This is a genomic window from Sporosarcina sp. P16b (assembly GCF_002743065.1).
GTDB lineage: Bacteria > Bacillota > Bacilli > Bacillales_A > Planococcaceae > Sporosarcina.
Genome location: NZ_PDYO01000001.1, coordinates 13,942 through 27,271, shown reverse-complemented (window position 1 = coordinate 27,271; position 13,330 = coordinate 13,942). Strand labels below are relative to the sequence as shown.

Here is a 13,330-nt window from a genome sequence, read left to right as displayed (position 1 = left end):
CGAAAATTCGCTTGCTGCGGTTTTATATTTCCTATTAACCAATAATTACACGCTCTTTTGGGTAATGATAAGGCGTTTTATTCGATTTGCCACCTATCGTATAGATGAACGATATCAAACCTACTCGACCGATAAACATTAGCACCATAATAATCACTTTACCGAACACTGATAAATCACTTGTAATACCAAGTGACATGCCACACGTTCCGAAAGCGGATGTGATTTCAAATAACAACGGGATTACAGGTATTCCAGGCTCCGTAAGTAATAGCAACAATAATGCCGCCAACACCATAAAGCACGCTACGAGGATGACTGCATACGATCGGAATACGTCAATTAGTTTAATTTGGCGTTTAAAAACGTGTATAACGTCATTCCCCTTCGCAAAGTTAATGAGAAATAATAGCGCAATAGCAAAGGTCGTCGTGCGGATACCGCCACCTACTGAACTGGGCGAAGCACCAATGAACATGAGCGCACTGACAAAAATATCTGTTGCTTCACTAAATTGCGTTACGTCATACGTCACAAGACCCGCCGATCGTGCAGAAACTGAATGGAATAACGCCGTGAAAAATTGCTGATGCCAGCTCATTCCTTTAAATGAATTCAATGATTCCAACACCCAAATAGTGAATGTACCTGCGAGTAACAGAATACCGAATGTCGCGGTCGTAATCTTAGTGAAAAGGGAGAAGCGAAAATGCGGCACTTTTTTCGAAAAGAAGCTCTTCACTTCAATCAGAACCGGAAAGCCAATAGCACCTAAAATAATTAATATCATTAGTATAAGTTGCACGAAGTAATCATCATGATACGGTATCATCGATGAACCCGTAATGTCAAAACCCGCATTCGTAGTTGCAGACACCGCCATGAACATGCCATTCAACAACGCTTCACTAAATGAATTGTAAGAACGATAAATATATAATGTTAAAATACCACCGCCAATAATCTCAATGGCTACGATAATTTGGATGATTTGACGTATTAATTGAACGACACCTTGTAATGTGTACTGATTCGTGTCCACCATAATCAGTTGCCGCTCTCTCATGCCAATTCTTTTCTTTACAAGTAGCCAGAAAAATGTTCCTAATGACATGATGCCAATACCACCGAGCTGAAGGACGAGCATGATCATGCAAATACCAAATACAGAGTACGTTTCTCCGATACTAATAGAAGACAAGCCCGTTACGCTCACGGCGCTCACAGCCGTAAATAAACTATCTATAAAGGCCACCTTCACGCCCGGTTTATAGACACCCGGCAAGTTTAACAAGACAAAAGAAGATGCAATTGCCAAAAAGTAGTAGAAGGCGATAATCTGTGCTGGCGTAAACTTATGAAAAACTTCCCTGGAAAGCCTCATCTTTTTCAAATTCCTTTCATAACGGAAACTTCATTTTCCTACTTTATCAAATCCCTTAATGAAAAGATAGCTATATATAGAACATTACACTCTTTATACACTTCTAAACTGAGGCAACAAAAAAGCAGTCTCTTCCGTTCAACGGAAGAGACTGCTTTCGTATTATCTGTTAGCTTTCACTTTTGATTTGGCAACGGCCAGTAGATATCCGCCGATAGCTAAGATTAATAACACAACCCAGAATGTTGTTTTCCACATTGTAGAGTGTGGGAATGCTTCTGGAATGATGAGAAGCGCAGGGTGTGCCAGCGTTAATACAACTAGCTTTACACCTACCCATCCGACAATTAAGAATGCTGCAGTTTCCAAGGTTGGATACTTTTCAAGCATTACCACAAATTGTTTCGCTGCAAATCGAATCATGACTAAACCAATCATACCACCTAGCAACATCACAGCGAACTGCCCACCATTAATGCCACCGATATGGAAGTCACCTAACTCAGGCAATGTTACGGCAAGCGCAACAGCCGCAAGCATAGAGTCCAAAGCGAACGCAATATCTGCCAGTTCCACTTTCAACACAGTCATCCAGAAACCGGATTGTTTTTTAGGTTTCTTATTCGGATGCCCTTCTGGCTTATGGGTCACTTTATCGTATATATTTTTACCGGATATAAACAATAAGTAAATGGCACCGATTGCTTGTATCTCCCAGAACTTCACTAAAAACGTAATCATAAATAGTGCAGTGAATCTAAAGACGAATGCCCCTAGCAAACCATAAAATAATGCTTTCTTTTGTTGGAGTTTCGGTAAGTGTTTTACCATTACTGCCATTACTACCGCGTTGTCTGTTGCTAATAGGCCTTCAAGTACAATTAATACTAGGAGTACCCATGCATATTCTAATAAAATCGGATCCAACATAATGCCTCCTTATTTTCTACAAAATAAAAAAGACCCTCACCTAATAATTAGGCAAAGGTCTCGCTAAGTTGGAATTTTACGTTCAAAATCCAGCTATCATAACCGATGACCATTGTGGCGGTCACGTATTGACGATTATGAAATAGGTTTCCCTATAGCTACTCCCCCTTGACATTGCGTCAAAAGTTATTAAGTTATCGGATACTTTTAAAGTATTATAACATGATAACTTTGATTTGCAAATGATTTAGGCGATGCCTGTAGAGCTATTCAATTTAGTATGCATAACTATTTTGATGTACATGTAAGCGTATCGCGTGGGTACTGTCCATTGTATAGTTTACTCCTACCACTATACTTTTCCTTGACATGATTTATTCAATATAATAAAAAAAGCCGACAAACGAAAAGTTCCATTTGCCGGCAGTATGCATTATTTGGTTTCTCTAACCGTTACAGTTTCCGTTACTGTCACGGTTACAGTTTCCGTTATCTTAACAGGCTGATCTTCCGTTACAGCGTGTTCTCTCTTCGGCGTATTCCTACCTCGACGCGTCTCCCGGTCCAACAAACTGTAAATGATGGGAACAATATACAATGTCAAGAACGTGGAACTGATCAATCCGCCAATTACTGCAATCCCCATCGGTTGGTTCAACTCCGAACCTTCACCGAGGCCTAGCGCTAACGGTAGTAAGCCCAATATAGTTGTGAGGGCTGTCATGAGGATTGGACGCACACGGTCACGTACAGACGACATGATGGCATCATACGAACTAAGTCCTGCCTCTTTACGCTGATTGATGTAATCAACTAACACAATTCCGTTGTTGACCACAATCCCAACCAATATGAGAAGACCTATGACTGCTGTTACACTAACTGGTGTATTCGTGAAGAATAACGCTAAGGCTACACCGATTAACATAAGAGGTACAGAGAACATGATAACGAATGGATATTTAAACGATTCGAACTGTGCAGCCATTACGATATATACCAATATCACTGCCAGTATAATCGCCAATAACATATCGTTAATCGCATTTTCAAATAACTCGCGATCTCCCCCGTATGAAAGTTCTACTTCACTTGGTAGATCGAGGTCCTCTACAATATCATTCACCTTTTTCGTCATATCTCCCAATGATTCATTGGATAGATATTTCACAGTAAATGCGACTGAATGTGCTTGATCTACACGTACAATCGTTGCAGGACCTTCTGCGATTTCCACATCCGCTATGTCCTTCAATTTAACAAACGTATCCAGCGGTGTTTTTAATTCCAATTCCTTTAACTTATCTACACTATTGCGGAAACGTTCATCATAGCTAACGTTCACTCCAACTACTTCGCCTGTTTTCTCAAAGACGATTTGTGAAGCAAAGACACCTCGCGTAACGTCACTAACCGTTTGCGCTATTTGATATGGAGCCAATCCGACATCTGAAGCTTTGTCACGATCCACTTCAATTTTTATTTCCTCTACCGTATCTACCAAATCATTTTTGACGTCAGTTACAGTATCCATTTCACTCAATTTCTCATCAAGCTTTGATACCGCTTTTCCTAACCGTTCCTCATTCGTATCATGTAAGGAGAATGATAAGGTGTTTGGACTCGAGCCAGCAGCAGTCTGCATGTTGAAACTGATTTCTGCGTCATCGCCGATTTCATCTTCTACGACTGGTTGTACTTTGTCTACAAATTCAAAGACAGAGCGGTCACGGTCTTCTAGTGGGATCAGTTTTACATACACTTCTGCCATATTGCTTTCTGATCCACCTTGGGCCATACTTTGCTGAGTTCCGCCGACTAAACTGACATACACTTCCACGTCGTCTTGTTTCTTCATTTCTTCTTCAATTCGTTTTACTACATCGTTTGTCGCATCGAGTGAAGCACCATTTGGTAACTTTACATTGACGCTGAAAGATCCTTCGTCCGTAGCAGGCAGGAATTCCGTTCCTACTTTTAGAATTCCGAATACGCTTCCTACTAGTAAAGCGGTTGTGAGTAGTAACACGAGTAGACGATGGCCTAAAGCCCACTCGACGGACTTTTCGAATCTCTGATTTTTCTTCACACGATTCTTTTTCTCGAGTGTTTCTTCATCAGGTGTTTTCAACAAACGGCTCGCAAGCATAGGCACGACAGTCAGTGCAACAACTAACGACGCAAATAAACTAAATGAAATCGTTAATGCGAACTCCGTGAAGATTTGACCAATGATTCCCGTAATGAAAATAATCGGTACAAAAACAGCTAGAGTAGTTAACGTAGACGCGGTTATCGCCCCGCCCACTTCTTTAGAACCATCTTTCGCTGCTTCTGTTGGTGTTTTCCCCATTGCTAAATGACGCTCAATATTTTCTATTACGACAATGGCATTATCAACTAACATCCCGATCCCTAGAGCAAGTGCACCGAGTGTCATGATATTTAACGAGAAGTCTGCGAAATACATGAGAACAAATGTTACAATAACCGAATATGGAATCGCTACTCCAATGATGATGGGACTCTTAATTCCACGTAAGAAAACAAATAATACGAGCATAGCGAACAAACCACCAAGAATTAATGACTGACCAATATTGCCAATGGCAATCTGTACATAGTCCCCTTGGTCAAACATCACATCAGATTCAATATCCTTGTATGCGTCTTTCTCCAATAACTTATCCAATGATTTTTTAAACTCTTTAGATACAGTTGCAGTATTTGCTCCTGATTCTTGAAGTACAGACAATAATACAGCTTGCTCATCATTGGCTCGTGTTTCTGTCTGTACTTCCGGCTCCAACAAAGCAACATCCGCCACGTCAGAGACTTTGATTTTGTCACCTGTCTGAGGATTAGCGCCTATTTGGATACCTCGTACATCCGAGATATTTTGTACAGTACTTAAGATTCTTGTAGTTAACTTTCTACCATCACTCGTGTCAATCGGATCTCCTGGCATAGATACATTACTAGCTTGTATTGCTTGCACGACATCGGATTGCGTTAAACTAAATTCTTTTAATTTATCAGGATCTAAAATAACCTGAACGTCTTCAATGATTTTACCTGACACGTTGACACTGGCTACACCTTCAATACGGCGTAATTCTTTCTCTAGCTCTTCTGCAATCTTCCGTATATTCGTATCTTGATCGACGGATCGCAAAGATAATTGGATGACCGGGAATTGAGAGGGATCAAACTTCATGAAACGTGGTTTATTAGCACCATCAGGCATTTCTACTTGATCAATCCGTTGGAGGATATCCATTTGGACGTCATCAATCGAAGAATCCCAGTCAAATTGTAAGAATACTAAGTTGGCTCCTTCTCGAGAAGAAGACTGCATCGACTTTAAGCCAGGAGCTGTCGATAAACTTTCTTCCAACGGTTTAGTGATTTTCTCACTTACTTCCGTTGGTGAAGCACCCGGATAATTCGTAACCACTACCGCTACCGGCGGATTTAGATCAGGAATTAAGGTAACGGGAATTTTAAAGAAGGATACTGCACCTAAAATAATGACAAGAAACATAGTGACTAACGTAAAAACGGGTCGTTTGACCGAAAAACTACTAATCTTCATTGATCTATTCCTCTCTTTTTCAGCGCTCCAGCTGGAGAAACCTTTTCATCTTTCCACCATATCACCTGAATAGCGTATTATCACCGTAATTTGCTCGAATAATAGCGAATACACACAAAAAATATTCACATTTTTAACAAATAACCCGGACGGATTATAATGAATCCGTCCGGGCCATATATTTTACAATTTATAATTGGTTATACAGTTTGATATCCGGGTATTTATCTTGGAACCAACGCATCGCAAAACTGTTTTCAAACAAGAAAACTTTGTGATCATATCGATCTTTTACGAGTAATGCACGCTGTCCTGCCATGGTCTCTTTTACATCTTCTTCGTTTTCAATCCAGCGCGCTACTTTGGATCCCATTGTCTCCATCTGGACTTCCACATGGTATTCCGCTCTCATACGATGTTCGAAAACTTCGAATTGAAGCTGCCCCACTGCACCGAGAATGACTTCTTCCGTATGCAATGTTTTGTAATACTGAATAGCTCCTTCCTGCACAAGCTGTAAGATTCCTTTGTGGAACTGTTTGGATTTCATGACGTTTTTAGCATTTACTCTAACAAAAAGCTCGGGAGTAAATTGTGGAAGCGCCTCAAATTGAAAGTTTGCTTTACCACTGATGACCGTGTCACCAATTTGGTAGTTACCTGTGTCATATAACCCAATAATATCGCCTGCTACTGCCTGATTGACAGTTTCGCGGTCATCTGCAAGGAATTGAGTCGTTTGCGTTAACTTGAAGTTTTTAGAAAGACGCGGAACCGTTACCGTCATGCCACGCTCAAATTCACCAGAAACGATTCGAACAAATGCAATCCGATCCCGATGTGCAGGATTCATGTTAGCCTGAATTTTGAAGATAAATCCTGAAAAAACTTCAGACTCAGGGTCTACGTATTCAGCATCTTTCGTTAACCTAGGTTGAGGCTCAGGTGCGAATTGTAAAAATGTTTCTAAAAATGTCTGAACACCAAAATTAGTCAACGCACTACCGAAGAATACAGGTGTCAAATCGCCTTTAGCGATACGTTCTTCATCAAAGTCGTTCCCAGCTTCATTCAATAGCATGACATCTTCTAGTGCTTGCTTATAGTAAGAAGTCTCTTTCATGGAGTGTTCTACTGCAAGCTCGCCGTCTTCGTCGATTGGAAGGAAACGTTCCTCGTCTGCATTCGGACGCGCTAGCTCTATACGTTCATTGAAACGATCGTAAATGCCTAGGAACTCTTTCCCCATACCAATGGGCCAATTCATTGCGTAAGATTGGATTTCCAACACTTCTTCTAGTTCTTCCATTAGCTCCAAAGGCTCTTTACCTTGGCGATCCATTTTATTAATGAATGTGAAGATAGGAATTCCGCGCATTTTACATACTTTAAATAATTTAATGGTCTGTGGCTCGATTCCTTTTGCTGAATCAACCATCATGACGGCAGCATCCACTGCCATTAATGTTCTATACGTATCTTCACTGAAGTCTTCGTGTCCGGGTGTATCCAAAATATTGACACGTTTGCCTGCATAGTCAAATTGTAAAACGGAAGAAGTGACAGATATTCCACGTTGTTTTTCAATTTCCATCCAGTCAGACGTAGCGAATTTTCCTGATTTCTTTCCTTTAACTGTACCAGCATCACGAATCGCTCCGCCAAAATATAGTAACTTTTCAGTAATTGTCGTTTTACCGGCATCGGGGTGAGAAATAATCGCAAACGTTCGCCGCGATGTGATTTCATCATGTCTATTTTTTTGCATCCATTGTACTCTCCTTTTGCTTACGTTTTCTATCATAGAGAGAATAGGAATGCATTTCAATGGTTTTCATTGAATTGACTAAAAAACTATAAACTCTCAAATTCAAACTGCACTTCACTTATTGATGGGTGTGTCACCGAACTTTTTGGTTGCTTCTTCAAGTGCAATGTTTGCATCCGAATGCGCATATTTCGTATTGCCGATAATTTGAAAGTCTTCGTGACCTTTTCCAGCAAATATAATGATGTCTCCCGCATTTGCTTGCTCAATAGTATGACGCACTGCTTCTTCTCTATCCCCTATACATGCGTACTGGTTATGCGGCATAGTGGCACTAAGTTCCGATAAGATCGACTCATATGGCTCGTCTCGTGGATCATCTGTCGTAAAGACAACATAATCTGCTGCTGCCGCTTTTTCTCCCATGATTGGGCGCTTAAGACGATCTCGATTACCTCCCGTTCCTATTAAGAATAATAGACGGTTGCCTTCCTTTTTTAAGGGTTGCACTGTAGCGATCGCTTTTTCAATCGCATCCGGCGAATGTGCATAATCGATGAAAATGGTCAGTGGTAAAGATGTTTCCACTTTTTCAAGACGGCCTTTCACTGTCGATACATTCGCCAGTAGCGGTAAAATGTCTTCTGTGGCCATTCCTTTCGCATATAACGCTGCAATTGCGGCCAACGAATTATAGACGTTAAACTCTCCAATCAACGGCATCGTAACGGGGAACGTTCCATCTGGCGCATGCAATTGGAATTTCGTAAAGTTCGACTGCATTTCAATCGCTGTTGCTTGGAATGAAGACTTCACATGAATACCGTATGTGTAAATTGGGAATGATGTCATTTCGATCATCTTACTGCTCCATGGATCATCAGCATTGATGATTGCATACTTTTGTTGATCAAGTTGCTGACCCAATTGTGCAAACAGTAAACCTTTCGCTGCACTGTAATTCTCCATCGTTTTGTGATAATCCAAATGATCATGCGTTAAGTTAGTGAAGATCGCGATATCAAATTCCGTTCCTGCCAATCGTCCTTCAACTAATCCGTGTGAAGACACTTCCATGATCATCGATTCGCAACCTTCATTTGCTGCTTGCGCAATCATCTGCTGAGTAGTCAAAACATCAGTCGTTGTATTTTCCGTTTCATAGAGGATGTCATTTAATTTAAAACCAATCGTACCAGAAACAGCTGTCCTTTCTTCAGCCTGTCGCAGCATGTCATGAATGATGTTGCCGACACTCGTTTTTCCATTGGTTCCCGTAACACCGATCATTTTCATACGTTTCGAAGGATACTGATAGTACTTAGAGGCCAATAGTTCAATCGCTTTTGATGTGTTTTCGACATAGACGACCGCTGTACGGTCTTCATCTATTATGATAGGCTCTGATGCGATAATAACACGTGCGCCACTTAACAATGCACTCTTGACGAATTGATGACCATTCACTGTATAACCTTTTAGACAAACAAATACCCCTCCATCTTGAACAGCTCTTGAGTCGACCGCTACGTCTGTTATATTTTCAGGTAATGTCCCTTTAATTGTTTTTACAGGTAGTACAGATAGTAAATCTTTCGTGTTCATTTGGCTTCCTCCAATACGTTGGTGAATAACTCGTGTAAGTATAACAAAAAGGCGAATAGTAATTCAAAAAGGCTTTTTATTCTGGAAAATGAAGTGTTATAGAATGTATCTATCATTCCTATTATACGCATCTTTTCTTTTCACATCCAGCATGGAATATAGCATGAAGTTTCTATATCATGCCGAAATATTTACTCCTATTGTCCGTTACTTAAATGATGTTGATCTGTAACAAGATCATCGATGATCACAAAGGCACTTTGCTGGTCAAAAGACAGCAAAGTGCATCTCAATAGTTTGAATTTCCTTACAGTTAGCGAATGAAACGCTTTACTACTGACAATTTCCCTCTATATGGAGGAAATGCTATAGGCACCGATACTGCGGTACTCTTTTTCATCATGGATTTCGAATGGGAGAATGTTTCAAAACTTGCTTTTCCATGGTATTGATTCATTCCAGAAGGTCCTACTCCGCCAAACGGTAAATGAATGTTGGCCACATGTGAAATGGTGTCATTGATGCAACCACCGCCAAAAGGCAATACTTCGATGAAATGATTGGCTGCCTCATCGTTTTCAGTGAAAAGGTATGCAGCAAGCGGCTTAGGTAACATGCTAATTTGCTGCATGGCCACACCTAAATTATCATACGGAAGAACAGGCAAGATCGGCCCAAATAACTCCTCTTGCATACTTGCGCTATTCCAGTCCGAAAGCGCTAAAATTGTCGGCTCGATGTATTTATCCGCAGCATCTGTCTTGCCGCCTTCTACGATATATGCTTGATCTTGCTCTAATATTTTCGCCAGCCGATCGAAATGACGATCCGCAATTATGCGACCGTAGTCAGCACTCTTCTGTGCATTTTTCCCGTAATAACGTTGGATGGCGCTCTTCATTTCAGTTAACAACTCATCGTAAATCGAAACGTCAGCTAATACATAGTCTGGTGCTACACATGTTTGACCTGCATTCATATACTTACCCCAAACAATCTTCTCTGCCGCTTTTTTGATATCTGCGGTATGATCGACAACGGCTGGACTTTTTCCGCCCAATTCTAGTGTCAACGGAGTCAATCTCTCCGCACAAGCTTTCATGACGATTTTTCCTACTTTTGCACTTCCGGTAAAGAATACATAATCAAATGGTGCGCCAAGTAACAGTTGTGTTTCTTCTTTGTGACCATGCACAACGGTTACATACTCCGACGGAAATATACTTGAAATGATTTTGTCCACGACAGCAGCTGTATGCAACGCATCTTCCGAAGGTTTCAACACTGTACAATTCCCCGTTGCGATCGAGCCTATTAACGGATCAATCAACAGTTGGAACGGATAGTTAAAGGGTCCGATAATCAATACAGTGCCATATGGTTCCTTCACGATAAAGCTCGTTGCCGGTTGTAAATGGAGTGGTGTCTTAACTTTTTCAGGCGCTGCCCATTCTTCCATGTGATCCATCATATGTGTAATACTGGATAACACAAAGCCTATCTCTGCTACATAGGCTTCGAGCGGAGGTTTGTGTAGATCTTCATGCAATGCCTCCGAAATTTCTTTCTCGTGCTTTTGAATCGCTTTATATAGCTTTTCCAACATCATTTTTCGAAATGAAATACTACGCGTTACTCCTGATACATAATATTGCTTCTGTTTGTTCATAATCATTTCAAGTTCCAGACTGGTCATTGCCAAATTATCCACACTCCTCATGATTGTTGTTGTTATCAGTCTACCATTTTATTCAATAGAAAAAACTTCAGACGATTGATTCGACTGAAGTTTCTACGTATTTTATATTTTACTTTTCATGAGTCGTAATGAATTTAATACGACAATGACCGTCGCACCCATATCTGCCATGACCGCCATCCATAATGTCAGCCAACCTGGAATAATGAGAAGTAGTGCAAGCACTTTCAAACCAAGAGCGATCGAGATATTTTGTACAATGATTTGTTTCGTGCGCGAGCTTAATTTGATCGTATAGGGAAGTTTCTCCAAGTCATCTGCCATCAATGCAATATCTGCCGTTTCAAGTGCAGTATCTGTTCCCGCACCTCCCATTGCAATACCGACATTTGCCGTAGCTAATGCTGGCGCGTCATTCACTCCGTCACCCACCATTGCCACTTTACCATATTGACCTAATGATTTAATCATCTCGACTTTTTGATCGGGTAATAATTCTGCTTTGACTTCCGATAACCCAAGTTGCCCTCCAATTGCTAGAGCGGTCGATTGATTATCACCCGTTAGCATCACCGTCTTCTTACCCATCTCATGAAGCTTCTGGATAACCTTCACACTACTTTTACGCACTTGATCAGCTACTGCTATTATTCCTTCTAAACCCGCTTCAGACCAGACGAGCATAACGGTTTTACCTTGTTTCTGAAACGCTAAAATCTGCTGTTCAATGGATTTTGCCACTGTGTTCATTTCCCGGAATAAATTAGGACTGCCCACATGCACTACACGCTCTCCAATCATAGCTTTTGCGCCTTTACCTGTAATGGATTGGAATTGATGTACCGACAGTAATCCAAGCGGTAATTTCTCCGCTGCCCGCATAATCGATGAGGCTAATGGATGTTGGGAAAACTTCTCGATAGAAGCTGCTTGTTGCACTATTTGATCTTCTGTTAATGAAGAAACCGACACGACATCTGTTACTTCCGGACGTCCTTCAGTCAGCGTACCTGTTTTATCAAATGCTACCACGTTGATTTGTCCCGTTTCTTCTAAATGAATGCCACCTTTAATCAATACACCATTGCGTGCAGCGTTCCCAATCGCGGTAACGATCGCAATAGGCGTGGAGATGACTAATGCGCAAGGGCAGCCAACTACTAATACGACAAGACCTTTATAGAACCATTCACCCCATACTCCACCGATTAAAAGTGGCGGTATGATCATAATCAGTAAAGAAATAACTAAAATAGCTGGCGTATAGTATCTCGCAAAGCGATCGACAAATTGTTGTGTCGGTGCTTTTTCCGCCTGTGCTTCCTCTACTAAGTGAATGATTTTGGCAATCGTAGTATCTTCAGCTAGTTTCGTCACGCGGACTTGCATTGCACCTTCCTCATTCAAGGTACCTGCAAACACTTCGTCTCCAAGTACTTTGTGTACGGGCACAGACTCACCTGTAATGGCGGCTTGGTTAACGGATGAGTCACCTTGGATCACTTCACCATCCATCGCAATCTTTTGTCCCGGTTTAATCAAAATCACATCATTAATTCGTAAATCCTCTACATCTACTTCAAATTCATTATTTCCGCGAAGTACAATTGCAGTTGTAGGGGCGATCTCTATTAATGACGTAATGGAGTTTCTCGCTTTATCAATCGAGTAACTTTCTAATGCTTCACTGACAGAGAAGAGGAACACTACGACCGCACCTTCTGCCCAGTCACCAATGAGTGCAGCCCCAATGACTGCGATTGTCATCAATGTAGACATATCAAATTCAAGTTTAAAAAGATTCGTTAATCCTTCCTTCATCAAACTGAATCCACCGATTATAATGGCAGAGAGAAACAGAGCGATCGACAGCCAGTTATGATCACCATTTGCGGTAGATACTGCATACCCTGCTAGTAGCAAAACTAACGAAGCAATAGTCGTTTGATTTTCACGTTTTTTCCAAAAAGGCGTATGTTGTTTACTGATCCGCTGTTTTTCTGGGAACACTTTAATACCGTCAAATGCACCTGCCTCTTCTAATTGTAAAATAGAAGCCTCTCCCGCAACGGTTAATTTGGATGCACCAAAGTTCAACTGCACATCTTTCACAGAATCAATCTGCCGGACATTTTTCTCGAATTTTGCAGCACAACTCGTGCACGATAAATTTTGTAGGCGATAGACATTTTTCTCAGAAGCCATGTGACCAGTCCTCTCAAAAATTCGTTCATTTTACCTTTTCATCATTCAACCGTCCGTTTGATTGATTAATTTTAGTATATGCAATTCAAGATATTTTGTCAATTTAGCCATTCAACTATACATTTGAATGAAATCACATAAAAA

At 40.9% G+C, this 13,330-nt stretch carries 7 protein-coding genes; all 7 read right to left on the bottom strand.

The genetic code is table 11. The annotated features are described in order from the left end of the window. Window positions 1-34: 34 nt before the first annotated feature. The 7 genes from CSV77_RS00130 to CSV77_RS00100 all read right to left on the bottom strand — a co-directional run bounded on the left by CSV77_RS00130 (window position 35) and on the right by CSV77_RS00100 (window position 13,186). Window positions 35-1,384, bottom strand: a complete 1,350-nt coding sequence (locus CSV77_RS00130; protein WP_099671877.1) for a TrkH family potassium uptake protein — start codon at window positions 1,382-1,384, stop codon at window positions 35-37. A 162-nt stretch (window positions 1,385-1,546) separates the two neighbouring features. Continuing rightward, entirely contained in the window at window positions 1,547-2,311 is a 765-nt protein-coding gene (locus tag CSV77_RS00125; protein WP_099672226.1) for a TerC family protein, read from the bottom strand. A 436-nt stretch (window positions 2,312-2,747) separates the two neighbouring features. Further along, a complete protein-coding gene (locus CSV77_RS00120) occupies window positions 2,748-5,909 on the bottom strand; it encodes an efflux RND transporter permease subunit (RefSeq protein WP_099671876.1) in 3,162 nt (1,053 codons plus the stop codon). Between the two features lie 190 nt (window positions 5,910-6,099). Beyond that, entirely contained in the window at window positions 6,100-7,677 is a 1,578-nt protein-coding gene (locus tag CSV77_RS00115) for a peptide chain release factor 3 (protein ID WP_099671875.1), read from the bottom strand. A gap of 114 nt (window positions 7,678-7,791) precedes the next feature. Next, window positions 7,792-9,282 carry a UDP-N-acetylmuramoyl-L-alanyl-D-glutamate--2,6-diaminopimelate ligase gene (locus CSV77_RS00110; protein WP_099671874.1) on the bottom strand — a complete coding sequence of 497 codons (1,491 nt, stop codon included), beginning with the start codon at window positions 9,280-9,282 and terminating at the stop codon, window positions 7,792-7,794. Window positions 9,283-9,595: 313 nt separating this feature from the next. After that, window positions 9,596-10,984: an aldehyde dehydrogenase gene (locus tag CSV77_RS00105; RefSeq protein WP_099671873.1), complete on the bottom strand. Its 1,389-nt coding sequence runs from the start codon at window positions 10,982-10,984 to the stop codon at window positions 9,596-9,598. A 99-nt stretch (window positions 10,985-11,083) separates the two neighbouring features. Then, complete coding sequence (locus tag CSV77_RS00100; RefSeq protein ID WP_099671872.1) at window positions 11,084-13,186, bottom strand: heavy metal translocating P-type ATPase; 2,103 nt, start codon at window positions 13,184-13,186, stop codon at window positions 11,084-11,086. Window positions 13,187-13,330: the final 144 nt, after the last annotated feature.